Below are 25,816 nucleotides of genomic sequence, written 5' to 3'. Positions count from 1 at the left end.
TTTCCTTGTTAACTCAATCCAGCTTAGCACGAGCACACTCGCCTACTCCCGTGAACAATATGAACTTAATCACCAATATGGACTTTAAAGCCATTACTTGGCTTTCATTCCCAAATGCCAGCGATTGATTAACATTAATTCAACATTATTTGCCAGCAAGCCGTTTTCAGTTTTGGCAACTATCACTTCCAGCAACGCTGGAAACCCTATGCAACAAGGAGAGCAAGCATGTTAGCCAAGATTAAGTTGGTAAAAACATTAATAGGGGCCGCTGTATTGGCCACCGGCCTAAGTGGTGCCGTACAAGCAGATGAAGTTCACTTTCTTATTCCCGGTGGTGCTGGCGGTGGCTGGGATGGCACAGCACGTGGTACCGGTGAAGCCTTAATGAAATCAGGCATTATCGATAAAGTGTCTTATCAAAACATGAGCGGCGGCGGTGGCGGCAAAGCGATTGCCCACTTAATCGAAACCGCTAAAACCCAAGAACATACCTTAATGGTGAATTCCACGCCGATCGTGGTTCGCTCGCTAACCGGGGTATTCCCGCAATCATTTCGCGATTTAACCCCCATTGCCGCCACCATTGCAGATTACGGAGCGCTGATCGTTCGCAAAGATTCAAAATATACTCACTGGGACCAAATTGTTGCTGACTTCAAAGAAAACCCCAACAAAGTGAAAGTGGCAGGCGGTAGCGCTCGAGGTAGCCTAGACCACCTAATTGCAGCGGCAGCCATTAAAAACGAAGGCTTAGATCCCATGAAGCTTCGCTACGTTGCTTACGACGCTGGCGGTAAAGCCATGGCAGGTTTGCTCTCTGGTGAAACGGCGCTGTTATCTACCGGTTTGGGTGAAGCGCTTGATATGGCCAAAAATGACCAAGTACGCATTCTAGCCATTACCGCTGAGAAACGAGTAAAAGACGCACCAGAAGTACCAACCCTAAAAGAAATGGGCAACGATACGGTATTTGCTAACTGGCGTGGCTTCTTTGCCGCTCCAGGCACCAGTGAAGCGCAAGCTGAAAAGTTTTCCGACATGCTAAAAGAGATGTACGCCACTGGCGAATGGGAAACCGTGCGCTCACGTAATGGCTGGGTAAACAACTTTGTGCCTTACGGCCAGTTCTTCGGTTTCTTAGAACAACAAGAGAAAACCGTAGGCAGTCTGATGAAAGAACTTGGTTTCTTATAATTTCATAAGCCAGCAACTCCCTTGCTGCTTTCTTTGCTTACCGCAGTAATAGGCTAAGCACCGGTGTCGAGTTCGGCACCGGTATTTTTCAAACTTGGAGCTAACAATGCAAATTAGCAATCAACGAATTGGCGGCCTCATTTTTCTGCTGTTCTCTTTGTTTTATGGCTACTTTAGCTACGACATAGCGCTATTCCCCGGCGCTGAGTATGAGCCCTTCACCCCGCGTACTTTGCCGCAGTTTTTGGCGCTGAGCGGAGTGATATGTTCGGTAATTTTGGTAATCACTGGAGGGGCAGATTTTCGAGCCAGTATTAAGCATTTAGTTTGGCAACCTGTGGCTAAGCTGCTGGCGGCCATGTTCGCTTATGGCCTGTTGGTGAATTGGTTGGGTTTTGTATTAGCCACCATTATTTTTCTGGTGGTCAGTTTTCGCATTATGGGCGAAACCAAACACAAGAAAGCTGCCGCAATAGCCGTGATCTTCACCCTCGTGTTTTGGGCGCTATTAACCCAAATATTAGATATTTATTTAGAACCTGGGCAGCTATGGCACTGGTTTAATGGCTGAGCGTAAGCGAATCAAGGAGTAAACAATGTTAGACGGAATTTTAGCAGGGCTTGGCACCGCAGTAATGCCAATGAACCTGATGATGGTAGTGGTAGGTTGCTTAGTCGGCACCTTTATTGGCATGTTGCCAGGCCTCGGCCCCATTACAGCTATTGCCTTGATGATCCCGCTCACTTACAGCCTAGAGCCTTCGTCTGGTTTAATTTTAATGGCGGGTGTCTACTACGGGGCCATTTTTGGCGCTTCTTCGTCTTCTATTTTAATCAATGCGCCGGGTTGTAGCGCAACCGTAGTCACCGCTTTTGATGGCAACCCATTGGCTAAAAAAGGCCAAGCAGGTAAAGCACTAGCGGTGGCAGCTTACGCTTCGTTCACCGGCGGTACTCTTGGCGCAATAATGCTGCTGATTGCCGCGCCTGCGTTAGCCTCAGTATCTTTAAGTTTTCAAAGCGCAGACTACTTCGCACTCATGGTATTGGGCTTGTCAGCGGTGGCTGCATTCTCGGGCAAGGGCCAAGTGCTTAAAGCGATTATGATGACGATTCTCGGCTTAATGCTCGCTACAGTAGGTACCGATAGAAGTGAGGGTGTAGAACGCTTCACCTTTGGTCAGCTAGATCTCATCGACGGTTTCAGCTTCTTGCTACTGGCCATGGCCACTTTTGCCTTAGCCGAAACGTTAATGTCGGTGCTAAAACCAGAAAACCCAAACAACAGTGCCACAGAGCAAAAAATGATGTCGGAGCTGGGTAGCCTTAAGCTCACTAAAGAAGAAGTAAAAAGCGTGGCCGCGCCTACTTTACGCTCCTCTTTCTTAGGCTTTTTTGTGGGCGTATTGCCCGGTGCTGGCGCAACTATCGCGTCGTTCCTAGCCTATGGTGTAGAGCGTAACTTAGCCAAACCAGAAGATAAAAAACAATTTGGCGAAGGCTCACTGAAAGGGCTCGCCGCGCCAGAGTCGGCTAATAATGCAGCCTCAACGGGCTCGTTTGTGCCACTGTTAACACTGGGTATTCCAGGTTCGGGCACAACTGCAGTATTACTCGGTGCACTGATTGCTTACGGGATTCAGCCAGGGCCTAGAATGTACATTGAGCACCCCGATTTATTCTGGTCAATCATCATCTCTATGTACTTTGGTAACGTGATACTGCTTATTCTTAACTTGCCACTCATCCCCTACTTAGCCAAGTTATTGAATATACCGAGACCTTACCTGATACCGATGATTTTGCTGTTTTCTATTACCGGCGTGTACTTGGTTTCTTTCAATAGCATGGACATCATGATAATGGTGGCGGTGTGTATGGCGGCCTTGGGTTTGCGCTTACTCAACTTCCCTATGGCGCCCATGTTGCTGGGTTTTATTCTTGGCGGAATGTTAGAAGATAACCTGCGCCGAGCGCTACTTATTGGTGATGGCGAACTGAGCTTTTTGTGGGAGCGACCACTCACACTAACCTTTATTAGCATCGCCGCACTTGTATTGTTTAGTCCTTTGCTACGACCAATTTGGGAACGCAGTAAAGCAAGAGCCGAATACGAACAAGCGAAACGTAAATCGGCAGCAAAACTATAATTCAATGATGTTAAGCAATATTGGGATGCCCACTCCCCTCGATATCAGGGCATCCCAATTCCAGCATATTCAGCAAACAAAAAAGGATGGCCTAAGCCATCCTTTTTACTAAATAATTAACAGACAATGTTAGCCTTTACGCATAAATAGCGCTTAAGCTTTTTCCTCTGCAGCCTTACAGCATGCAGCAGTAAACAATACATCAGTAGAGCTATTTAGAGCGGTTTCTGCAGAATCTTGCAGCACGCCAATAATAAAGCCTACTGCTACCACTTGCATGGCCACATCGTTAGATACACCAAACAAGCTACACGCTAATGGAATCAGCAATAATGAACCACCCGCTACGCCAGATGCGCCACAAGCAGAAACAGCCGCCACTACACTCAACAACAATGCCGTAGCAAAATCGACTTGAATCCCTAAGGTGTGCACTGCCGCTAGCGATAGCACAGTAATAGTAATAGCAGCGCCCGCCATGTTAATGGTGGCACCTAATGGAATGGATACTGAGTAGGTATCTTCATCCAATTTTAAGCGTCGAGCTAAATCCATATTTACTGGAATATTAGCCGCTGAGCTGCGAGTGAAGAAGGCAGTAACACCACTTTCACGCAGGCACTTAAATACCAACGGGTAAGGGTTACGACGGATTTTGTAGAACACCAAAATTGGGTTCATCACCAAGGCAATCAGTAACATTGAACCAATAAGCACCATCAGCAATTGGCTGTAGCCTAGTAATACAGAGAAACCGGTTTGAGCAATGGTATTTGCCACCAAACCAAAGATACCAATTGGCGCCAGGCGAATCACAAAACGCACAATGCTTGATACCCCAGCAGCAACATCGTTAAACAAAGTTTTGGTGGTATCTGACGCGCTATGCATGGCAATACCAAGGCCGATAGCCCAGGCTAAAATACCAATGTAGTTGCCGCTCATAATCGCGTTAATTGGATTATCTACCACCTTGAATAACAAGGTATGTAGTACTTCGCCGATACCTTGCGGTGGATTTGCTGAGGTTTCAGTACTCACTAATACCAATTCAGTAGGAAAGGCAAAACTCATTGCTACCGCAGTTAACGACGCAGCAAAGGTGCCAAATAAATACAGGTAAATAATCGGGCGTAATTGAGTATTTTGTCCACGCTTGTGGCTAGCGACCGACGCAGCGACTAAAACAAAAACCAATACCGGAGCAACCGCTTTTAGCGCGCCTACAAACAGTTCGCCCAGTAGTCCAATAGACATTGCCGCGCTTGGCGCAGCCACCGCAAGCAAACTACCGGCAACAATACCGATAAGAATTTGCAGCACTAAGCTACCTTGAGTGATAAATCGTAATATGCTGTTGTTTGATTGTTTCATGCTTCTTATTGTCCTTCCGTGAAGCTATATAATTGGTCAAGGCGTAACCATATAGGATGAAACACTAACTTTAAACCCAATATCGATATTATATTGATGCATCACAATAAGTTTTTTTGCCTAAGTGTGATTTAGCTTTATGAAAAACTACTTTGTTGATAAAAAAACGATCGCTAAGGGTTTTAATGGATTAGTTTTCCCATACACTGGCTCACAAACGCAGTTATTACTTACACTTCTATTCAGTAATACTGTAGATACCATAGAACAGTGATATAAAATTAAAATAAAACTTGAATATCAACTTCCTCAAGCGTATAAATTGACGAATCGTCACATTGTGACGATGGGTCAACAAAGAGACAAAATGAATACTAAAACCAGAAAAGCCCTAGAAATAGCCGATCGCGAAGAGTTACTGCTGGATATAGCCTTAGAGCTAATGGCAGAAACCGGCTTTGCCGGATTAACAATGGATAAAATCACTCAACGCTCGCAGTATTCCAAAGGCACTGTGTATAACCATTTTGGCTGTAAAGAAGATGTATTGTGCGGATTATGCTGTCGCTCAATGCGCTTACAAATTGACTTGTACCAGCGCATTAATGGCTTTGCCGGTAGTACTCGAGAAAAAATGATTGCGATGGCCTATGGCTACCGTTTGTTTAATCGTCTTTACCCTACCCTTTCAATGGTAGTGTTAAGTATGAAAACACCCAACATCATGGAAAAAACCTCGAGTACTCGTAGCGCCAGCGTTAGCGAATATGAAAACAAAATTGTTGGCGTAGCGGTTAAGTTAATCGAAGAAGCGGTTGCTTTAGAGGAGATCCCCGCGAGTCAAAATGTGGATGCAAATGCAGCAACTTTTGCCGCTTGGTCAATGGCTTTTGGAACCAACGCACTCAGCAGCACAGTAGTAAATAAGTCGAGTAAGTTTTGCTCTGCTGGCTTTGATAGCCAATATGCGCTGCTTTATAACATTAACTTATTGTGTGACGGGCTAAATTGGAAGCCGTTATCGCAGGAACAAGACTACCTAGCAACCTGGCAGCGAATAGGCCAAGAGCTGTACTCTGAAGAGTTAGCAATGCTAGAACAAAACGAAACACTGTATTAAGCACTTTACGCAAGCTGATAATTAGCTAACTAAGTTTTGTCAGCTAGGTAAGAAAAAGTAACAACTTGTTCTACCTTTTGAAGGTAGTTAAAACAAAAGCACACATAGCAAGCAACGAAAACCGCGGTAACTAGCGGTTTTTTAAACAACATAAGTGACGATTCGTCAAATTTAGACTAATCGTCATAATTCAATTTCAACCAATTGAATGGTGCAATTGGTAAAGGACAGGGCCATGGAAAAGAAATTTTTTAGTCAGGTAATTGCTCGACCTTGGTTAACGCTAGTTTTATTACTATTAGCGGTAATGGCAATGACATCGGGAGGACGCTTTCTTACCTTTGTTGGGGATTACCGAATATTTTTTGGTGAGGATAACCCGCAGCTTCAAGAATTTGAAAGTATGCAAAAGGTGTTTAACAAAACCGACTCCGTCACCTTTGTTATCGCCCCAGAGCAAGGCGATGTATTCAACCAAGAATCTCTCACGTTAATTAAAGAACTTACCGATGAGTCTTGGCAAATACCCAACTCCACACGGGTAGATTCTATTACTAACTTCCAGCATACCGAAGCGGTAGAAGACGACTTGTGGGTAGAGGATTTATTGCTTGAGCTGGAGATGTTAGATCCGGAAAAAGTAGCCAAAATAAAACAGGTGAGCTTAAGTGAACAGCTACTCGAAAGCCGCTTGATCAGCCTAGATGGTCGGGTTGCCGTAATAGCGGCCACCATCACCATCTCCGAAGCCGACATGCAGGCAGAAGTGCCCAAAACCTCTCAATTTGTGCGCGATCTACAAGCTAAGTATCAGCAGGCTTATCCGCAACACAAAATCTTACTCTCTGGCATGATCATGATGAACAATAGCTTCATCGAACAAAGCCAAAAAGACATGTCTACTCTTGTGCCGCTAATGTTTCTGCTGATTTTAGTGATGTTAGCGCTGCTACTTCGCTCAGTGCTTGGTATGTTAGCCACCTTAGTGGTGATAGTAGTAACTATTGCCAGCACCATGGGCATGGCCGGTTGGATGGGTTATGCATTAAACACCGTAACGGTAAATGTGCCTACCATGGTAATGACCTTAGCAGTGGCCGATTGCGTGCACGTTATCGCGTCTATGCTCTATGAAATGCGCCAAGGCAAATCTAAAAACGAAGCATTAGCCTTTAGTTTAAAAATCAACAATCGGGCTATTTTCTTAACTAGCGCGACCACCTCCATAGGTTTCTTAACCCTAAACTTTTCCGACTCGCCGCCCTTCCAGGCTTTAGGCACCATTGTTGCAGTTGGGGTAATGCTAGCTTATGTGTATGCCTTAACCATTTTACCGGCACTGCTAAAAATCTTGCCGATTAAACAAGCGCCAAATGTAGAGAGCCGCTCTAACTTCGACCGCTTAGCTAACTTTGTAATTGATTCACGTAAATGGCTAATGCCCGTGACCATTGTGGTAATTGTTGGCTTTTTAGCGATGATTCCCAGAAATCAGCTCAACGATGTGGCCACCGAGTACTTCAGCAAACAGGTGGACTTTCGGCAATCTACCGACTTTATGGAGGAGAATATATCTGGGATTACCACCATTTCTTATGAAATAAGAAGCGGCGAAAGCAGCGGCATTAACCAGCCAAACTACATGCAAACAGTAGCCGACTTTAGCGCTTGGTTACGCGTGCAGCCAGAAATAGACAATGTGAATAGTATTTCCGACATCATGCGCCGTTTAAACAAAAACATGCATGGTGATGATGCCAATTACTATTTAATACCAGAGCAGCGAGAGCTCTCGGCGCAATACCTATTAATGTATGAAATGAGCCTACCCTATGGCTTAGATTTGAATAATCAAATCAACGTTGATAAATCAGCTTCACGCTTAACTATTACCACTAAAAACATGGGTTCTGTTGGCATGATAGCCCTAGAGCAGCGCTCGCTAGAATGGTGGCAAATAAACGCACCGGAATACCACGTAATTGCAGCTAGCCCTAACCTTATGTTTGCTCACATTGGCGAACGTAACATGCCGCAAGCCTTAAAAGGCGCATTTTGGGCCTTAGTGCTTATCTCGGTACTGATTGGAATTTCACTTCGCTCGTTGCGACTCACCTTTATTAGCTTACTGCCAAACTTAGTGCCTGCAGGTATTGGTTTTGGCATTTGGGCATTAATTGATGGCAACATTAACTTGGGTTTATCTATCGTGATTAGCGTCACCTTAGGGATTGTGGTGGACGATACGGTGCACTTTCTCACCAAGTACCAATACGCCCGCAGGCTAGGAAAGAGCACTGAGGATGCAGTGCGTTATGCCTTTGTCAGTGTGGGTAAAGCCTTGGCCATTACCACTGCGGTATTGGTAGTAGGTTTCTCGGTACTTATAGGTTCAACCTTTACCATCAACTCAAATATGGGTTTATTAACCTCAATCATTATCGCCGTCGCTTTAGCCATCGACTTCTTACTACTACCATTACTTTTGATTAGCTTTGACCGCGCAAAGGGAGCAGAACATGCAGCAGCACTTCAACAAAAAACCGCTTAAATTATGGATGACTCAAGCATTAGTGCTTACGGTGGCTATGCTCGGCAGCCAACAAGCCTTAGCAGAAACCGAACAGGAAAAAGGTTTGCGCATCGCCACCGAGCGTAAAGCCTTTGATCTGGGTTGGGTTGACTCTAAAGCGGAAACCGAAATGATTCTGTACAACGCTCAGGGTGACAAAAGCACTCGCTCGATTCGTATTCAATCCTTAGAAGTGGCAGATGATGGCGACAAAGCACTGAGTGTGTTTGATCACCCAGCCGATGTTAAAGGCACTGCCTTTTTAAGCTTTTCTCATGCCTTAGAGCCTGATGAGCAATGGCTGTATTTACCGGCACTTAAGCGGGTAAAACGCATCGGCTCGCGCAACAAATCGGGCCCTTACATGGGCAGTGAATTTGCCTTTGAAGACTTAAGTTCTTTTGAAGTAGAAAAGTACACCTACACCTATTTGCGCGATGAAACCGTAGCCGGCTTCGACAGCTACGTAGTTGAAAATGTGCCTGTCGATAAGTACTCAGGGTATACCAAACAAATAACCTGGATGGATAAAGAGGCCTACCGCGTTCATAAGGTCGAGTTTTATGACCGCAAAGGCCAACTGCTTAAAACCCTCACCATGACCGACTACCAAGTTTATGCTGATAAACATTGGCGCCCCTCTAAAATGCTAATGGTGAATCACCAAACTGATAAAAAAACTGAAATGTTTTGGAATAACTATCAGTTTAAAACCGGTGTAAAAGAGTCTGACTTCAACAAAAATAAGCTTAAGCGAGCCCGCTAATGACTGTATCTAACACTAGGCTAGCGCTTGCTTGCGGCTTGGTATTTGCCAGCTTTAGTAGCGCAGCCATGGAGCTGCGCGGTAATGTTGCCGTGCAATATCGAGGCTTTTTTGAAGAAGGTGCATTTCCTCATCAAGACCAGCAACACCAAGGATCAATTAGCGCTGAGCCCGAGTTGTATTGGGAGTGGAATGACGGCGTAGATAGCATTACTTTTACTCCCTTCGCCCGCGCCGATTCAATGGATAGCGAACGCAGCCATGCCGACATTCGCGAACTGAAGTGGCTGCATTTGGCTGATGAATACGAGTTAGAAATTGGCATTGCCAAAGTGTTTTGGGGCGTTACCGAAACCCAGCACTTGGTAGACGTGATTAACCAGACCGACTTTATTGAGTCGCCCGATGGCGACGAAAAGCTCGGCCAACCAATGGTGCATTTCAATACCTATCAAGACTCGGGCATTTGGGATATTTTCATTTTACCCGGCTTTAGAGAGCGCACCTTTGCCGGCGTTGATGGTCGCTTTCGCCCGCCCTTACCGGTAGACCAAGATAATGCCCAATATGAATCGGGCGCTAAAGACAAACATGTTGATTTTGCCCTACGCTGGGCGCAAACCTTTGGTGATTGGGATGTAGGTACGGCTTATTTTAGAGGCACCAACCGCGACCCCTTGTTGCTCCCCAGTAACGGAGGTAGCACGCTCACCCCTTACTACGAACAGATGGATCAGCTTGGTGTAGATCTTCAAGCCACCATAGGTGATTGGTTATGGAAATTTGAAGGTTTGTATCGCAATACTAACAGCAATAATTACACTGCAGCGGTTGGTGGTTATGAGTACACCTTAGTGGGTTTATTCGACAGCATTGCTGATTTAGGTTTACTCACCGAGTATAACTGGAATAGCGACGGTAAAGAGGCCACCTCTACCTTTCAAAACGATCTCTACCTAGGCGCTCGCTTGGTATTAAACGACGCCCAAAGTACCGAGTTTTTGTTAGGCGGAGCCATTGATTTAGACTACAACACCAATGTAGTGACACTAGAAGCTAGCCGACGTTTTGGCGATAACTGGAAAGGAGAATTGGACCTTTGGTACATTGATGCCGATGACCTCGCCGATCCCACTTACGCCTTTAGCAAAGACAGCTTTGTACAAGTAAACATGGCCTACTTTTTCTAAAAGCTAAACAGAAAAGATATTGCAAAAAGCCCTCGTTGTTGAGGGCTTTTTTGTTGGGGTTAGCAAATGCGTTAGTCGAAAAGTAAGGTCAAATTAAGGTGTGAACTACGCTAAAACCTTACCTAAACCATTGTGCTATAAACACTAAACCAACTTGAAGTGAGGGCGACAAGCATTGTAAATCACTCATTGTTATGTAGTAAGCCTAACCTTTCCACCGACACTCTAAGTCTGGAAGCCCTTCTTCGTTTTCACTGCTTCCAGGCAGAACAACAAAACCATGTGCACGATAGAACCTCTGAGCTTTTTCATTTGCTTTAAACGTCCGTAAAGTAAGTGAACCGCTAGATTGTTCTTTAGCTTGGCTCAGTAAGTACGAGCCAATACCTTTTCCTTGGACTTTAGGTGAAACGTATAGCTGGCTTATTTCTGTTTCTGAGCAGGCCATAAAGGCGACCGGATGAGAGCTATCAATACGGACAATAACTAACACCTGATAGCTACTAGGTAGGATATGTTCAAGAAAGTAAGCCTGTGACTCAAAGGAGTGAACGGGCTGTATGCCTAGAGCTTCCATCATTGATTCACGCCAAAGTGACGTGACTTCATTGATATGCTCTGAAGCTAAAAGCTCAATTTTGTAGATGCTTACGTCCATTTTTTTCTACAACATAACGCCGCCATAAACCGCGCGAGCTTGCGAGCGTCGGGCGACCGAAGGGAGCTGATTTGATGGCTTTGTTATGCAATTTTACCAGCCTCTAATTGAACGTAGCCTTGACTGTAGTGATGCTGACAAATCGGCAAGGCCTTCCTGATTAGGCAGGTATCTTATGTAGCGTATATGCCGAAGATCAAAAGGAATATCGTGCTCTGATTGAGTTATAAGGATCACCTCTTTACCGATAGCGTGGGCAACCCCAGCCTCGTAAAACACATTAGGATTTTTCCCTGAGCAGTCACATACTACAACTTTGGCTCGAGCTATTATGTTTACGATATCTTGGATTATCGTATGGTGCTCCCATATGTCGTCAGCTCTTACGCTCTCCAAACCGACAGCACTGATTGATTGTTGAAGAGCTGCGTGTACCGAATTAAATTCAGCCCCAAATGGCATCATGATCGAGACAAGATTTTCATCTTGCGAGTAAGCAGCTTCAAGCGAGAATACCTTCGGACTGATAGACCTTTTTTGTTGGTTTTGCAATAAAAGCTTAAATAGATCAACGTCGCACACAGACCAACAGGTATGAGATAAACCAAATCGTCCTAATCTCAATTCTACTGAATGCCCTTCTAGCTCAGCATTGGAAATTGGCTGAATGCTATTATCAATGGCATATTGAATGGATACCTCATGCCCCAAGGTGATATTTGTAATATACGCTACCCTTGCGAATTGCGGCCCGTTGCCCCCAGTTTCGGTCACTAAAAGTACAGGGTATTCCTTTAGTTTGGCAACATCGAGTGTACCGTTTGAAAAAAACCTACTACCAACAGGGTCATCTTCTCTAATATATATGCGGCTCATTGACATGGTTCCGCCTGAGTCAGGCCACCCTTGGTAAGATACTAGCAAGTGAAACATATTTTTATCTACCTCCTCTTTGGCTCAATGCTTGTCCTGCATAACAGCTTATTAAAAGGAAAAATTCCTTGTTTAAACAAGGAGCCTTTCCTCTTTTTACGCATTTTATAATACAAAGGCTATCACCTTTCCTAAGCTACATAAGCTACCTAGCTCTAAAATTAACAAAAATATCAGCAAAAAAGATGCAAGCCTTTGTGGAAAGAATGAATCGCAGATTGCTTGTATAAAATCACTGCAAATACCTGCTTTTTTGCGCCTTTAGCTAAGCGCGCGTTCTACCGTTGTATTCGCGAACAAATGCAGATCTAAGGCCTAAACTCAGCAACGCTAAGTACCACTGAGTTTACGCCCTAGTTATTACTAAAAGTACATACTTGCCTGCAGCCAACCTACGGTGTCTTTTTTAGATACTTTGCTATCTGCTGTATGTTCAACCTTAAAGCCTACCGATACGTTGTCTAACACCATGTAACCATCGCCTACTTCTACCTGCGGAATATAGTCTTTAGCACGGCTTACATAAGTGGCTTTAGGGTTAGCGTACAAGCATTGCCCATCATCAAAAGCATACATCGCATATAACCCAAGCCATCGTTCACGTTGAAATAGCGAAGGCTATAGTCAAAATCAACTTTTTTATCAGCGTCTTTTTTATCTGCTGCGCCAAAGTCAGCAAAGATCATATTTCCTGCGCCCCAAAGAGCCAAGTATCACGGTGGGAACACCGTAGTTAATATCATCAGCTTGCTGTTGGTTAGGCTGTCCACTTTAGAAGGCCGAAGGCCTGAACAGAAGAACCAAGAACCCAACCTAATAAAAACCCTGTAAGCACAACTAAAAGGCGCTCGTGTGTCCTCATTGCTGCGCGCTCATACAATGCCCCCCAAGAAAGAACAACAAAGTGATTTCTAAAAACGTAAGCAAGCCAACTAAAAACGTAGATCTAACAGAGCTATTAAAACTGTTGGCTTTCGTATTTATCGCTTCTCTTGTGATTGGCCCAAAAGGCCACGCGAAAGCAGCGGAACTTAGCGAAGAACAACTTAACGAAATGTCGCGCTAAGCGCTAGCCAACTCTATAGCGCAGCCGGACAAGATATTAAGTGTGGCGACTAGCGGTGCTAGTGGCACACAAGGGCAACTAAATTTTTAATCTAATACATAAACAGGAAACAAAATGAACAAATCTATTTTAGCGCTTACTTTGGCAGCTTCTTTCACTTTCGGCGCTCAAGCAGATGACTACGACTTCGACCGTCCGGGTAACGGTACCAAACAAGACAATGAAATCATTGAAGCTAGCGGCGCAATCATTGGTGCAGCGTCAGACAATAAAACTGTTAGCAAGTATTTCAAGGCTGAAACTCCTGAAGCAAAGAAAGAAGCAGCGGCAGAATACGCAGCAGCGGTTATTGAAAATGACGGCAAGCCAATCGGGGGCGCTGACGAGTTCGCATCTAAAGCCGACAAAGACGGCACACAGTCTGCGCACGACCAACTAATGACTGAAGGGTTAAGCGCTATTCGTAACTCTGATGAATTCAAGAACGCTAGCGACGTTGACGCAGTAAAGCTAGGTTTCCAATCTAAGTCTGATATGCGTATCGCTATCGACGACACGATTGCAGAACATAATGAAAATCGCTGGGGCGTAGAAAACGCAAAAGACGCAAACGGACGAATTATTGCCGACGACCGCCACGATACTGATGGCGATTTCGGTGTTAAGGCTCCTACAAAGCCGCAACCACCTGTTAAGCCCGCGCCACCATCACGCAGCGAACGTAACTCTGGTAACATCGAGCGTAACAGCGGCAGCATTAGTCAAAACGCTGTGGGCATTCAGAAGAACAAGCAAGATATTATGGCGCTGAACGAAAAAGTCGAACGCCAGAGCGAAGTCTTGAAAGAGCAAATGGACGGTGTTAAAGCTATGACCCACGCCACAGTAAATGCTCGACCATTCGCATTAGACGGCGAGTTCGCCATGGGCGTTGGCTTGGGCCAAGCTGGCAACGTTTCAGCGGTTTCGCTTGGCGGTTCATACGGTATTAGTAACGGTTGGGCCATTTCAGGTACGCTAAGCGCTGAGACAGGCAAGCAATACCAAAGCAACGACGTATCAGGCGGCGTTGGCGTCCAAAAACGCTGGTAAGAGCTAACTCACAATAATAAAGCCCGCCCTCGCGCGGGCTTTTTTATTGTAGATTTTGACGTTAACACGATGCACTTCGAGGAACTAAACAAAGCACTTAACAAGATGGTAGAAATACTAGCTTATAGAGAAACGAAAAAACTCGTTTTCCCCCTACCACTATTAGCCCTAACAACTGGTATACAAGCAGCACCAAACAATACCGAGGAAACAATTAATCAAGATGATGAAGTGGAAATAATGGTTGAGTATACGCGCTAACTAGAGGAACTATGCCGAGTGTTATCAAAGTCGAATTAACACGGCGCAAGCCAAGAGCAAGAGCTCTAGAACTTCAACACTACAAGCGCTACGGCAGGTTAGGTCTTCGGCTGGTGAAGTACCACGCAAACCAACGAGGCTTTCAAAACGGAAAAAGAAACGTATAGGACGCTTACTTTCGCGGCACTAATCGTGATCCCTTGTTGCTCCCTAGTAACGGAGGTAGCACGCTCACGCCCTACTACGAGCAAATGGACCAGCTTGGCTTAGACCTACAAGCTACCATAGGTGATTGGTTATGGAAGTTTGTATCGCAATAAATAAAAAGAATAAAAAGGGTCAGAGTAAAATTAAACTGCTTATGCCTTTAAGACCGCAACTTAAGCGGACTATTGATAACGAGGAAACTGCGCGCCCCCTACCCCAGAGTAGCAGTACATATCATTCAACAAGGCAATAACCGCTAGGCTATCGATTACTATCAAAATGACAGGTGAAAGTATATAACCCAGCGAGTTAAAGTGACTCTGACCCCTTTTATTAAGGTTTATATCGCAATACCAACAGCAATAATTACACCGCGGCAGTGGGTGGTTATGAATACACCTTGGTGGGTCTATTCGACAGCATTGCCAATTTAGGCCTGCTCACAGAATATAACTGGAATAGCGACAGAAAAGAGGCCTCCTCTACCTTTCAAAACGATCTCTACCTAGGCGCTCGCTTAGTGTTAAACGACGCCCAAAGTACCGAGTTTTTGTTAGGCGGAGCCATTGATTTAGACTACAACATCAATGTGGTGACACTAGAAGCTAGCCGACGTTTTGGCGATAACTGGAAGGGCGAATTAGACCTTTGGTACATTGATGCCGATGACCTCGCCGACCCCACTTACGCCTTTAGCAAAGACAGTTTTGTACAAGTAAACATGGCCTACTTTTTCTAAAAGCCAACCAGAAAATAAATTGCAAAAAGCCCTCGTTGTTGAGGGCTTTTTTGTTGGGCTTAGCAAATGCGCTAGTCGAAAAGTGACGCCGAAATAAGCGGACTAAAGCTGCGGGTTAAAATGTAGAGCCAAGCAGAACGTCTCCCTACCTTGTCATATTTACATTCGATCAAATACAGAGCCTATGTTTGGTGTATATAGTTTGTGATAAAGCTTAGTAGCATAAGTATCAGTCATACCAGATACGTAGTCACAAATAATACGCTCTTTATTCTCGGATTTTTCGTATAACTCAAGGGTATTCTTTGGCAATAAGCGAGAAGGATTAGAGTTTAACACCTCGAATAGCTTTAAAACTATTTGCTGGCCTTTATACTCAAGAATTTGCACCTCAGGGCTTTTAATTACACGTACAAAAATGAACTTTTTTAAAGCCTTAAGAATAATTTCAACATCAGCCTCAACACATGCGTTATATTTAAGCAAGTCAGTTTTAAATCCATCTATAGTTTTTACAGAAACATTTGAAATAAAATACCCTATAAGCTTACTGATAGCATGTTTCCGCTCTTTCCCTGACCCAGAAAACAACTTCGCATTATAAAAATCAATATTATCAACAATCACATTATTTTTTAAGTGACAAATTTTATCTAAAACATCAGTTTCCCACATTTTGAATGTAACTAAGCGTAATGCTAGTGCATCCTCTAAATCATGCACACCATAGGAAATATCATCCGCCAATTCCATGATAGAAGTATCAAATGATTTAAAAATACAGTCGCTATGCTCACCTTTATTTTCTTTTATTGTAGTGAACTTTTTTGCATCACTTTTATCAACACCTTCAAAAATCCATTTAAAAACACCAAGTTCATCATCTAAAAAACACTTAGGTGGATGTGAATAATCAATGCTAATTTTAGAAAGCTCTTTTTTAGGCGATTTATAATTTATTAATTCACTGTAAGAAGAAGGATACTTAATTAAACCTAACTGTGTCCTTCTCGTTAAATCCATACCATGATCAGGAGAGTACTCGCCAAGTTTGGAAGCAATTCGCAATGTCTGACCATTGCCCTCAAAGCCACCAAAATTAAGCATTGAATAATTTAATGCAACTTCACCGCCATGTCCGAAAGGTGGATGACCAATATCATGACATAGACCTATCGACTCAATTAAACTTAAAGAGGGAATCCATTTATAAACATCATTGTCAATATACTTTTCTTTTAAGGACTCACAAATACCAGAACCAATTTGTGCTACTTCTAGTGAGTGAGTCAAACGAGTACGATAAAAATCACTATCACCTAAGCCTAAGACTTGAGTTTTTGATTGCAAACGTCGAAATGCGGCAGAATGAATAATCCTAGCTCTATCTCTCTGAAACTGACTATCAGCTGTTTCTGAGTTAAAACGCTTTTGAGCGTAACCTTCGTCGCTATTTCTCTTAGTTTGTAACCAGTAATCCATTTTCATACCTATTAGTGATTTTAAAAATATACATTGAAAATTGTAGTAAATATAACGCCGTATAAACTGTATAACATGTTGGGCGCCTTTTTTATTATTTTACTTTAAGTAAAAAATCGTACAATGTGAGACGTAATATTCGATGAGATTGTTAGGTTTTTCATTTAAAGAATGAGTGTTTTTTTCGGTAAGAACAATCTAGCCAACTCACTCACTGATATATCATTTAAATAATTTTTGGTACAGTAGCAATACCCACACTCTCTAACTTCAATTAATCTCCGTAGAGCAGGTTTTTCCTCAGTAGCAGAGAACAATGCATGTTGTAATTCTGTATACAGGTTGATACCCCCCTCATTTATAATTGTTTCAGGGTTATCAATTAATATCTTTTCGAGATATTCAAATAGAATTGGCGCCTTTGGCTTTTTAATAGTAAACATTTTCCTTTGCGTATCGAATTCATCCCATCTTTTTCTTAGTTCATCAACACTTTGAAAGTATTTATCATCCATAGTTAGATGCTCCCCCCAAAACATTGGATTATTTTTGGTCACCCAAACATGTAGGTCTTCTTTTAGCAAAAAGTCCAAGTTAAGTTTGAACAATACAGGACCGTATAAGTTTTGCCTTGGAAAAAAACCATGAAGGTCAACCGTGTCAATGAAAACATCACCAAAAACATCGAATTTAACATCTTCTTCATCTGAAGCTTGCGGTGTTTGAAAAAGTTTATTATCAACAACATCTTCACGAGACAATAATCCATCATTTTCAATAAAGGTTATAGAAGTAGAAAGTGTATTTGCATGATGAAAATGAGTCACCTTCTTTTCATGTAATAAATCATATAGTTCTTTATTATCTAACCTCATTTATAACCTTATATAAGTAAGTATACCCAACAATGAATATATAACAGATTATTAAAAGGAAAAACTCCTTGTTTAAACAAGGAACCTTTCCTCTTTTCACGCATTTATAATACAAAGGCTATCATCTTTCCTAAGCGACATTAGCAACCTAGATCTAAAAATAACAAAAATATCAGTATAAAAAGATGCAAGCTTTCGGGGAAAGAAGGAATCGCAGATTACATGTATAAAATTACCGTAAACACCTGCTTTTTATGCCTTTAGCTAAGCGCGCTTGCTACCCTAGTAATCGCGAACAAATGCGGGTGTTAGGCCTAAACTCAGCAACGCTAAGCACCACTGAGTTTACGCCCTGGTTATTACTAAAAGTACATACTCGCTTGCAACCAGCCTACCGTGTCTTTTTTAGATACTTTGCTATCTGCTGTATGCTCAACCTTAAAGCCTACCGACACGTTGTCTAACACCATGTAACCGCCGCCTACTTCTATCTGCGGGATAAAATCTTTAGCACGACTTACATAGGTAGCTTTTGGGTTAGCGTATAACCAATGCCCATCATCAAAGGCATACATGGCATATAAGCCACCTTGTACTAAATTTGAGTCTTTAAAGGTTTCGGTACTGTCTTTAATCGGCATATCTATTTTACTGCTCATTTTGCCGGCGTAGAGCATTGGGAATAGCGAGATATTGGGCGTAATGTCAAACTTGTACATCCCCCCCACTAAAGCAGTTGTGGTGTTTCGGTCCCCCATAACATCAACTGAATAGCCCAAGCCGTCGTTCACTTTGAAATAGCGAAGGCGATAGTCAAAATCAACTTTATTATCAGCGTCTTTTTTATCTGCTGCGCCAAGGTCAGCAAAGATCATATGGCCTGCGCCCCAACCAAAAGTGCTATTTATTTGAGTGCGGTCATTGCTGCGAGATACACCCAAAGAGCTAAAAGTGGCTGTAGGGTCGCCATAGTTAATATCTGTTTCCGCTTCACTAGTTTGCTCCGCTAAAACAGTAAGAGGCAGAGTTAAGATGGCTACTGCTAGAATCGTTTTTTTCATTTTAATTACCTTAAATATATGAAATGCCCTTTAAAAAAGAGCGGCGATCCATGGCCGCATAAGCTGCGAGAACTTAAACTCATTATCAAATAAGCTAAACGTTGCTCAGTCTTGCTTTACCGATTATCTACTCGTTATGGCGCTCACTTTAGCGACTAAAGGCTTTAGTGTTAAACGTGGACCTTTCAGTTCAGCTTACAGGGAAATACTCAGCTTGGGCGTAAACTCTAAACAGCCTTATTGGGAGTTTGAAGCAAGGTTATAAGGTTTGAATTAGTCACTAATACTGTTAGTCTTCGCTAAGTTTGTATCTAATTTGGTGACAATTTATTATGCGAGTTGAAGATCTTTCTCTATTTATTAAAGTGGTGGAATCGGGCAGTTTTAGCGCAGCAGCTCATTCTCTCGACCTTCCCAGAGCCAACGTGAGTCGCCGTATTAATGAATTAGAACAAAGCTTAAGTACACGGCTGTTTGTACGCACCACTCGCAAGCTAAACCTGACTAGCCAAGGCCAGCAGTACTACGAAAGTGTGCAAGACATTATTCGCCGGCTAAACGACGCTAATGGCGCACTACACAGCCATACCACCAGCCCAAGTGGTTTAGTAAAAATGGGGGTAAACGTAGGCAGCGATCACTATGTTATCGACATACTAAAAAGCTTTAGGAAAAGCTATCCAGACATTGATGTAGAAGCCCGTTACTCTAATGAAAGTTACCAAGGATTATTTGAGCACGGCCTTGATATGGCGATGTATGTAGGCTCTCTCGACGACTCTAGCTTTGTTGCCAGAAAAGTGGGCGGCTTTAGTAAAGTTGTTGTCGCCAGTCCAGAGTATTTGCGCCACAATCCCGTTCCCAATACCCCGCAAGACTTACTGCAGCATAGCTGCATTATTTATCGAAGTTATGGCCAGAAACTGGAGAATCGCTGGCAATTCTCTAATCAAGAAATTGAAGTGTCTCATCACCATATTAGTAATAATTATGCCCATATAGCCCAGGCGGTAGAAGCCGGATTGGGTATAGCGCTAGTGCCTTATATACTGGCCTATCCAATGATTGAAAAAGGCACAGTGTGTCACTTAATGAAAGACTACCTTTCTTCATCGGAAGAGGCATGGATGGTATACCCAAGCCGCAACGGCCTCACCCATACTGCGCGTTTGTTACTCGACCATATTGTTTCTCGTGTACCTGAATACATGTGATTGTCACGATATACGTGACACATAAGAACAGAAGCGCTAGCAGATAGCGCACTTAAAACTGTTTACCATGCCTGCTCTCAACCTAGTCACCGGAGCACGCAATGAAACACTCCTACCTCGCCATTGCACTTAGCGCAACTTTGCTAAGTGCTTGTAGTAATGAACAAGCAGTAGAAACAACCGTTAGCAAATTACGCCCCGTTAAAGTAATTAGCTTAACCGCCAGCAGCCAAGCTGTTAGCCAGCATTACAGCGGAGTTTTGCAATCAAGCACCAGTTCTAAGCTGGCGTTCCGAGTGCCTGGTACTATCACAGATGTTTTTGTCACAAGCGGCGAAGCGGTAACAAAGGGCCAATTGTTAGCGCGCTTAGACCCGCATGATTACCAAGTGAGTCTATTAGAACTGCAAGCCAAACTCGCCGAAGCTAAATCTGCACAGGCACTGGCTTACAACGAATATCAACGAATAGAACAAGCCAGCCAAGACAATGCGATTGCCCCGGTTAACTTGAATCGAGCATTAAGTGGTAAGCAACGTGCCGACGCAACGGTAGAAGTGGTTAATCAAAACATTCAACGGGCTAAAGACGCCTTACGCTACACCGAGTTACGCGCGCCTTTTGACGGCGTAGTAGCACAACGCTTTGTTGATAATCACGAGCAAGCGGTTCCTGCGCTGCGCGTGTTTACCTTGCACAAACCAGAGCAACTGGAAGCGGTGATAGACGTACCAGAAAACCAAATCGTTAATTTTAAAGTAGGCCAAAGCGCCCAAATTACTTGGCACAAGCACCCCGAGGGTATCACCGCCACGGTAAGCGAAATTGCCACCGTGCCAGATCTTATCAAGCAAACCTACACAGTAAAGTTTGACCTCGAAAACAGCACCGTAGAAACCTACCCAGGTAAAGCGATTCAACTCGCTTTAGCCCAAGTGCAGTCAGAACAAACGCGTTACTGCCTGCCTCATTCAGCATTGGTATTAAATGGCGCTAAGGTCAGCGTTTTCCGCGTCACCGCTAACACAGTGGATGCGGTTGCCACCAACATTGTTAATCAAACCCAGCAACAAGTGTGTGTAACGGGTGACTTTTCCCCTCAAGACAAAGTGATTGTGGCAGGAAGCCGCTACCTCAAAGACGGACAACCAGTAGGCGAATTGCTAGAAACGAAGGAAGGGTGAGATGAACTTAGCTGAATTCGCCATTAGGCAACGTACCTTTGTATGCTTTTTTACCGTGTTATGTATCATCGCCGGTATTGGTTCATACATCGGTTTAGGGAAGCTAGAAGATCCCTCGTTCACCGTAAAAAGCGCCGTAGTGTTAACCCTATATCCTGGCGCCTCAGCCGAGGAAGTGGAGCTGCAGGTCACCGACAAAATTGAGACTCGACTACAAGAAATGGGCTCAGTGTGGAAGTTACGTAGCCTCTCCCGCCCTGGTAGCTCGATGATCTTTGTTGATCTTAAAGAGAATACCTCTTCAGAAGAATTGCCTCAGCAATGGGATTTATTGCGCCGTAAAGTAAACGACGTAAAACTCGAACTGCCAATGAGTGCGCAAATCAGCATTGTGCAAGATGAGTTCTCTGAGGTATACGGCATGCTGTTTGCGGTTTACGGTGAAGACACCTCCCCGGCAGAGCTAAAACACCACGCTAAAGAACTTCAGCGCCGCTTAAAAGCCGTTGAAGGGATTAAGAAAGTTGAGTTACATGGGGCAGCCCAGCAAATCGTAACTATTGATTTACCCAGCGAACGCTTGGCCGAGCATAAACTGTCTAGTGCGCAAATTTTTAATCAGCTTACTACCCAAAACATGGTGCTCGATTCTGGTAGCTTCAAGCTAGGCGAAGAACGAATTAGAGTGACCCAAAGCGGTACTTTTAGCAGCGTTAGCGACATTCAAAACTTTTTGCTTAAATCGGGTGTGGCCGACTTAGGCTCAGGCCTAATTCGCCTTGGCGACATCGCCGATGTGTACCTTGACTATCAAACACCCGCCCTTTCGCAAAGCCGCTTTAATGGCAAACCAGCCATTACCGTTGCAGTGAGTCCAGTGAACGGTATCAATGTTGTAGAGCTAGGTGATGCCTTAAAACAAGTACTGAGTGATTACACCAACGAACTACCAGTAGGCACCGAGATTGGCACCATCGCATTTCAACCAGATGAAGTGCAAAAATCTATCAATAACTTTGTGACTAACTTAGTTGAAAGTATTGTGATTGTGGTTGCCGTGCTGTGGATTTTCATGGGGCTTCGCAGTGCAGCCATTGTAGGCAGCAGCTTGCTTATTACCCTGCTGGTTACACTGATTTACATGCTAATTGCTGGCATTGATTTACAACGCGTTTCGGTTGGATCATTTATTTTGGCCCTCGGTATGCTGGTAGATAATGCCATTGTGATTACCGATATGTTCAAATCTAAACTTGCTCAAGGTATGGAGCGCTATCAAGCGGCCACCAGCAGCGTAAAAGAAACCTCGGTGCCACTGCTTGCAGCTACGGTTATTGCCATTATGGGCGCGACGCCAGTATTGCTTTCGCAAACCGATGCGGCTGAGTTTTCTATCTCGGTATTTCAGATATTGTGCAGCTCATTGTTGTTATCGTGGCTAGTGGCAATGACCTTAACACCATTAATGTGTTGGGCCTTTATCAAAAACAAACCCGGCCAAGAAGGCCAAGACGAACCTAAGATAAGCAAGCTGTCTCGCCGTGCACTTTCTTGGGTTGTGGCCAAACCTGTTAGCGCTATCGCCTTAGTGATACCAGCTTTGCTAGTCACCGCATTAGTTGTGCCTAAAATTGCCATTAACTTTATGCCTGGCTCGGACCGACCCATCCTATTTTTGGATTATTGGCTGCCTAACGGTGGGCAAACTGAAGTAGTGTCGCGCGACATGCAAAAAATAGAACAATGGTTATTGCAGCAACCTGAAGTCACCGGCATTTCAAGCTACATTGGTGCCAGCGCGCCACGGTTCTCGGTAACTGTTGAACCAGAACCGTTCGACAGCAGCTACGGCCAAATTCTAATCAACGCACGCGATTTTGACTCTATTCAAGCATTGGTAGAGCGTGGCGACCGTTGGTTATTAACGCAATTCCCTAATGCAGAGCCACGCTTTAGAGATTTAAAACTTGCCACTAAAGACAAGTTTGCGCTTGAAGCTCGTTTTAAAGGGCCTGATCCGCAAGTATTGCAAGGCTTATCTGGCGAAGCTCAAGCCATTTTTGCAGCTCACCCAAATACCAAATATGTAAGGGATGATTGGCGTCAAACGAGCAAGCAGTTAGTGCCTATTACTAATCAAGATAAAATGCGCAGAGCCGGCATCAACCGCAGCGATATTGCAATAGCGATTCAACGCGCCTCGAGCGGCGTAGTGGTAGGTGCATTACGCCAAGGCGACGAAACCTTGCCTATCAAACTACAAAGCACTAATACCGATATTGCTCAACTAGAAAACCTACCAGTTCGCTCTTTGTTAGGTTTACACAGCGTACCACTAAGCCAAGTAGTAGACGGCTTTGAAATGCGTGAAGAGCAAAGCCTTATTTGGCGTCGTAACCGTGTGCCTATTATCACTGCTCAAGCAGCGGTATTTGGAGAAACACCATCAGACGTGCGTAAAGACCTAGCAGAGCAAATATTGGCGATAGAACTGCCATATGGTTATAGCTTTGAATGGGGTGGTGAATACTACGATGAGCAACGAGCGCTTAACGATACCCTAAAGCAAATCCCAAAAGCAGTGTTAATGATGGTAATCATTATGGTGGCTTTGTTTAACGGCCTTAAGCAACCTGCAATCATCCTCATTACCCTTCCATTGGCTTCCATTGGCTGTGCTTGGACACTGTTTCTCTTCGATAAACCTTTTGGCTTTATGGGATTAACTGGTGCAGTTGCCCTGTCGGGAATGATCATCAAAAACGGCATTGTGCTGATCGACCAAATTGAATTAGAGCGCAAACAAGGCCGCAGTATTGGTGATGCGATTATTGAAGCGACCCTAAACCGAACAATGGCTATCTCTATGGGTGCATTAACCACTGCATTAGGTATGGTGCCGCTATTAAGTGACCGCCTGTTCGACCAAATGGCAGCCATTATTATTGGTGGCCTCGTCGTAGCTACCTTCTTATCGCTAATTATTATGCCTGCTTGGTATCGCATTTTTTATCGTGAAGAGCCACAAACTCAAGCACAGCTTGAAGCTAAACCTTGTTCGGAGCTTAATCATGAAAACAACTAATCTACCTACTCATAAGCTCAGCAAGCTGTCTTTATTGGTAGTATCGGCAATGCTGAGTGCGTGTTCTATGGGACCTGAATATCAGGTGCCCGATCTTGAAATGGACAGCAGCTACTCTAAGCAGCAAGCGAATCAAATTGACAATCAGCAAACGGTGACCGCTGGTTGGTGGCACCAGTTTAATGACCCCATCTTGAACAGTTTGGTTGAGCAGGCTCAGCAGCAAAACTTGAATATAAAAATGGCGGCAAACCGTATTCAAGCAGCGCAAGCTTACCGCAGTGCTGTAGCCTCGTTTAAAGTGCCCACTGTTAGCTTAGGCGGCGGTTACACCAGTTATCAACTGAGTAAAAATGGCCCCTTAACCGGCCCAGCCTTTGGCATAGACAATCCAATAAGCGGTGGCCAACTGGATTTACTTGAACGGCAAAACGGCGGCTTTTTTGCTGGGGCAAATGTGAGCTGGGAAATGGATTTGTTCGGGCGCATTAACAAGCAAGTTAGCGCCGCAGAAATTCGTGGAGAGCAAGCCAAAATATACCACCAAGGTATGCATACCTTGGTTAGCGCCGAAATCGTTAATAACTACTTACAATATCGCGGCGCGCAACAGCGTATAGCCATTGCAAAACGTAATATTAGCGAACAAGAAACGGTGCTTAAGTTAGTGAAATCGCTGACCGCGAGTGGTTATGGCTCGGAGCTAGATGTAGCCAAAGCGCAAAGTGCCCTCGCCTTAAGCCGTGCTGCTTTACCGCAGCTTAATAGTGCTGAGAACGTGCATTTAAATCGTATCGCACTGGTTCTGGGTCAAAGCCCTTCGCAACTTACTGCGCAACTTGCAGAGCCACAAAAGCTGCCAACATTTGATGGTTTAATCCCGGTTGGATTACCATCAGATTTACTCACTCAACGCCCAGATATTAGTATTGCAGAGCGAGAAATGGCAGCAGTAAACCAAGAACTGGCGGCAACAGTAGTATCAAACTACCCGCGCTTTTTCTTAACCGGTGGGCCAGGTTTAAGTGCTAAAAACTTTGATGATTTATTCAAAGCCGATTCCGGTGCTTGGTTAGCCAGCGTAGGCGTGCAATGGACCCTATTTGATGGTGGACGCCACGAGGCAATGGTAGAAATGCAACAGCAGCGTTTCAACAACAGCGCTCTTCACTACCAACAATCGGTAAACTCAGCCTTTATCGAAGTTGAAACCATGTTAATGGCCTATGGCAATAGCCAAGAGTTTGCTAGCAACATAGAACAGGCGAGTGCTCAGGCAGATCTTGCATTAAGCAAAGCAAATTCGCTCTATCGCGCAGGGCTAATTGATCACTTAGCAGTGCTTGATGCACAGCGCCAACAAAACCTACTAGAAGATGCGCAGATACTGGCAAAACTTCAAACCGCTAACACCATTGTGGGTTTACATAAAAGCCTAGGAGGCGATTGGTCACTTAACTAATTAAAGCTGTTTTGACGCCTTGGTATCACTCCTGGAGTAGCTGTTCTCGATTTACTCTCTCTTCCCAAGGCGTCCTTTTTCAAGGGCTGTTAAAGCCGTTAACCAAGAAGGTTCCAATGCTTGGTCAA

General features: G+C 44.1%; 21 protein-coding genes. 14 read left to right on the top strand and 7 right to left on the bottom strand.

The genetic code is table 11. From position 1 onward, the window contains the following. Nucleotides 1-228: 228 nt before the first annotated feature. From Q4592_RS03545 to Q4592_RS03535, 3 genes are all read left to right on the top strand, one after another. Nucleotides 229-1,197 carry a tripartite tricarboxylate transporter substrate binding protein gene (locus tag Q4592_RS03545; protein ID WP_137672044.1) on the top strand — a complete coding sequence of 323 codons (969 nt, stop codon included), beginning with the start codon at nt 229-231 and terminating at the stop codon, nt 1,195-1,197. A 106-nt stretch (nt 1,198-1,303) separates the two neighbouring features. Next, a complete protein-coding gene (locus tag Q4592_RS03540) occupies nt 1,304-1,768 on the top strand; it encodes a tripartite tricarboxylate transporter TctB family protein (protein ID WP_137672045.1) in 465 nt (154 codons plus the stop codon). A gap of 25 nt (nt 1,769-1,793) precedes the next feature. Further along, nucleotides 1,794-3,347, top strand: coding sequence for a tripartite tricarboxylate transporter permease (locus Q4592_RS03535; protein ID WP_303509834.1), 1,554 nt, complete (start codon nt 1,794-1,796; stop codon nt 3,345-3,347). 153 nt (nt 3,348-3,500) lie between these two features. On the opposite strand, the gene sstT is transcribed toward Q4592_RS03535, so the two are convergent. Further along, nucleotides 3,501-4,721 (bottom strand): serine/threonine transporter SstT, encoded by a 1,221-nt coding sequence (gene sstT, locus Q4592_RS03530; protein ID WP_303509832.1) that lies wholly within the window; start codon nt 4,719-4,721, stop codon nt 3,501-3,503. A gap of 367 nt (nt 4,722-5,088) precedes the next feature. Here sstT and Q4592_RS03525 point away from each other — a divergent pair, with 367 nt between their 5' ends. From Q4592_RS03525 to Q4592_RS03510, 4 genes are all read left to right on the top strand, one after another. Continuing rightward, nucleotides 5,089-5,841 (top strand): TetR/AcrR family transcriptional regulator, encoded by a 753-nt coding sequence (locus Q4592_RS03525; protein WP_303509831.1) that lies wholly within the window; start codon nt 5,089-5,091, stop codon nt 5,839-5,841. Nucleotides 5,842-6,076: 235 nt separating this feature from the next. After that, entirely contained in the window at nt 6,077-8,392 is a 2,316-nt protein-coding gene (locus Q4592_RS03520; protein WP_303509828.1) for an RND family transporter, read from the top strand. After that, nucleotides 8,361-9,179 (top strand): outer membrane lipoprotein-sorting protein, encoded by an 819-nt coding sequence (locus Q4592_RS03515; RefSeq protein WP_303509825.1) that lies wholly within the window; start codon nt 8,361-8,363, stop codon nt 9,177-9,179. Before Q4592_RS03520 ends, Q4592_RS03515 begins: the two co-directional genes overlap by 32 nt. Next, a complete protein-coding gene (locus Q4592_RS03510; protein WP_303509823.1) occupies nt 9,179-10,369 on the top strand; it encodes a hypothetical protein in 1,191 nt (396 codons plus the stop codon). Before Q4592_RS03515 ends, Q4592_RS03510 begins: the two co-directional genes overlap by 1 nt. Before the next feature lie 205 nt (nt 10,370-10,574). Here Q4592_RS03510 and Q4592_RS03505 read toward each other — a convergent pair whose 3' ends face one another. The 3 genes from Q4592_RS03505 to Q4592_RS03495 form a co-directional block, all read right to left on the bottom strand. After that, on the bottom strand, nt 10,575-11,027 hold the full coding sequence (locus Q4592_RS03505; protein ID WP_303509820.1) for a GNAT family N-acetyltransferase: 453 nt from the start codon (nt 11,025-11,027) through the stop codon (nt 10,575-10,577). Between the two features lie 93 nt (nt 11,028-11,120). Then, entirely contained in the window at nt 11,121-11,909 is a 789-nt protein-coding gene (locus Q4592_RS03500; RefSeq protein WP_303509818.1) for a hypothetical protein, read from the bottom strand. Between the two features lie 414 nt (nt 11,910-12,323). Then, nucleotides 12,324-12,536, bottom strand: coding sequence for a hypothetical protein (locus Q4592_RS03495; protein WP_303509815.1), 213 nt, complete (start codon nt 12,534-12,536; stop codon nt 12,324-12,326). Nucleotides 12,537-12,864: 328 nt separating this feature from the next. Between Q4592_RS03495 and Q4592_RS03490 the strand changes: the two genes are divergently transcribed. The 3 genes from Q4592_RS03490 to Q4592_RS03480 all read left to right on the top strand — a co-directional run bounded on the left by Q4592_RS03490 (nt 12,865) and on the right by Q4592_RS03480 (nt 15,325). After that, on the top strand, nt 12,865-13,026 hold the full coding sequence (locus tag Q4592_RS03490) for a hypothetical protein (RefSeq protein WP_303509812.1): 162 nt from the start codon (nt 12,865-12,867) through the stop codon (nt 13,024-13,026). 114 nt (nt 13,027-13,140) lie between these two features. After that, nucleotides 13,141-14,118, top strand: a complete 978-nt coding sequence (locus tag Q4592_RS03485) for a YadA C-terminal domain-containing protein (RefSeq protein ID WP_303509809.1) — start codon at nt 13,141-13,143, stop codon at nt 14,116-14,118. Between the two features lie 847 nt (nt 14,119-14,965). Further along, nucleotides 14,966-15,325 (top strand): hypothetical protein, encoded by a 360-nt coding sequence (locus Q4592_RS03480; RefSeq protein ID WP_303509807.1) that lies wholly within the window; start codon nt 14,966-14,968, stop codon nt 15,323-15,325. Between the two features lie 159 nt (nt 15,326-15,484). On the opposite strand, the gene Q4592_RS03475 is transcribed toward Q4592_RS03480, so the two are convergent. From Q4592_RS03475 to Q4592_RS03465, 3 genes are all read right to left on the bottom strand, one after another. After that, nucleotides 15,485-16,807, bottom strand: coding sequence for an anti-phage deoxyguanosine triphosphatase (locus tag Q4592_RS03475; RefSeq protein ID WP_303509804.1), 1,323 nt, complete (start codon nt 16,805-16,807; stop codon nt 15,485-15,487). A 164-nt stretch (nt 16,808-16,971) separates the two neighbouring features. Continuing rightward, nucleotides 16,972-17,682, bottom strand: a complete 711-nt coding sequence (locus tag Q4592_RS03470; RefSeq protein ID WP_303509803.1) for a hypothetical protein — start codon at nt 17,680-17,682, stop codon at nt 16,972-16,974. A gap of 362 nt (nt 17,683-18,044) precedes the next feature. After that, on the bottom strand, nt 18,045-18,743 hold the full coding sequence (locus tag Q4592_RS03465; protein WP_303509802.1) for a hypothetical protein: 699 nt from the start codon (nt 18,741-18,743) through the stop codon (nt 18,045-18,047). A 332-nt stretch (nt 18,744-19,075) separates the two neighbouring features. Between Q4592_RS03465 and Q4592_RS03460 the strand changes: the two genes are divergently transcribed. The 4 genes from Q4592_RS03460 to Q4592_RS03445 all read left to right on the top strand — a co-directional run bounded on the left by Q4592_RS03460 (nt 19,076) and on the right by Q4592_RS03445 (nt 25,688). Continuing rightward, the gene (locus Q4592_RS03460; protein ID WP_303509801.1) at nt 19,076-19,957 is read left to right on the top strand and encodes a LysR family transcriptional regulator; all 882 of its coding nucleotides are present in this window, start codon (nt 19,076-19,078) and stop codon (nt 19,955-19,957) included. Between the two features lie 101 nt (nt 19,958-20,058). Then, a complete protein-coding gene (locus tag Q4592_RS03455; protein ID WP_303509800.1) occupies nt 20,059-21,141 on the top strand; it encodes an efflux RND transporter periplasmic adaptor subunit in 1,083 nt (360 codons plus the stop codon). 1 nt (nt 21,142) lies between these two features. Further along, a complete protein-coding gene (locus Q4592_RS03450) occupies nt 21,143-24,226 on the top strand; it encodes an efflux RND transporter permease subunit (protein ID WP_303509798.1) in 3,084 nt (1,027 codons plus the stop codon). Beyond that, entirely contained in the window at nt 24,213-25,688 is a 1,476-nt protein-coding gene (locus Q4592_RS03445) for an efflux transporter outer membrane subunit (RefSeq protein WP_303509795.1), read from the top strand. The genes Q4592_RS03450 and Q4592_RS03445 overlap by 14 nt, the downstream gene beginning before the upstream one ends. Nucleotides 25,689-25,816: the final 128 nt, after the last annotated feature.

The organism is Agarivorans sp. 1_MG-2023, from assembly GCF_030548385.1.
In the GTDB taxonomy this organism is placed as follows: domain Bacteria; phylum Pseudomonadota; class Gammaproteobacteria; order Enterobacterales; family Celerinatantimonadaceae; genus Agarivorans.
This window is presented reverse-complemented; position numbering and strand designations above follow the sequence as displayed.

Bases quoted from the DNA above. Each gene is read 5' to 3' on its own strand.
- Q4592_RS03505 (WP_303509820.1), bottom strand. From the start codon at position 11,027: ATGGACGTAAGCATCTACAAAATTGAGCTTTTAGCTTCAGAGCATATC.
- Q4592_RS03495 (WP_303509815.1), bottom strand. From the start codon at position 12,536: ATGTATGCTTTTGATGATGGGCAATGCTTGTACGCTAACCCTAAAGCC.
- Q4592_RS03500 (WP_303509818.1), bottom strand. From the start codon at position 11,909: ATGTCAATGAGCCGCATATATATTAGAGAAGATGACCCTGTTGGTAGT.
- Q4592_RS03525 (WP_303509831.1), top strand. From the start codon at position 5,089: ATGAATACTAAAACCAGAAAAGCCCTAGAAATAGCCGATCGCGAAGAG.
- Q4592_RS03520 (WP_303509828.1), top strand. From the start codon at position 6,077: ATGGAAAAGAAATTTTTTAGTCAGGTAATTGCTCGACCTTGGTTAACG.
- Q4592_RS03510 (WP_303509823.1), top strand. From the start codon at position 9,179: ATGACTGTATCTAACACTAGGCTAGCGCTTGCTTGCGGCTTGGTATTT.
- Q4592_RS03475 (WP_303509804.1), bottom strand. From the start codon at position 16,807: ATGGATTACTGGTTACAAACTAAGAGAAATAGCGACGAAGGTTACGCT.
- Q4592_RS03450 (WP_303509798.1), top strand. From the start codon at position 21,143: ATGAACTTAGCTGAATTCGCCATTAGGCAACGTACCTTTGTATGCTTT.
- Q4592_RS03545 (WP_137672044.1), top strand. From the start codon at position 229: ATGTTAGCCAAGATTAAGTTGGTAAAAACATTAATAGGGGCCGCTGTA.
- Q4592_RS03455 (WP_303509800.1), top strand. From the start codon at position 20,059: ATGAAACACTCCTACCTCGCCATTGCACTTAGCGCAACTTTGCTAAGT.
- Q4592_RS03465 (WP_303509802.1), bottom strand. From the start codon at position 18,743: ATGAAAAAAACGATTCTAGCAGTAGCCATCTTAACTCTGCCTCTTACT.
- Q4592_RS03485 (WP_303509809.1), top strand. From the start codon at position 13,141: ATGAACAAATCTATTTTAGCGCTTACTTTGGCAGCTTCTTTCACTTTC.
- Q4592_RS03540 (WP_137672045.1), top strand. From the start codon at position 1,304: ATGCAAATTAGCAATCAACGAATTGGCGGCCTCATTTTTCTGCTGTTC.
- Q4592_RS03470 (WP_303509803.1), bottom strand. From the start codon at position 17,682: ATGAGGTTAGATAATAAAGAACTATATGATTTATTACATGAAAAGAAG.
- sstT (WP_303509832.1), bottom strand. From the start codon at position 4,721: ATGAAACAATCAAACAACAGCATATTACGATTTATCACTCAAGGTAGC.
- Q4592_RS03535 (WP_303509834.1), top strand. From the start codon at position 1,794: ATGTTAGACGGAATTTTAGCAGGGCTTGGCACCGCAGTAATGCCAATG.
- Q4592_RS03515 (WP_303509825.1), top strand. From the start codon at position 8,361: ATGCAGCAGCACTTCAACAAAAAACCGCTTAAATTATGGATGACTCAA.
- Q4592_RS03445 (WP_303509795.1), top strand. From the start codon at position 24,213: ATGAAAACAACTAATCTACCTACTCATAAGCTCAGCAAGCTGTCTTTA.
- Q4592_RS03460 (WP_303509801.1), top strand. From the start codon at position 19,076: ATGCGAGTTGAAGATCTTTCTCTATTTATTAAAGTGGTGGAATCGGGC.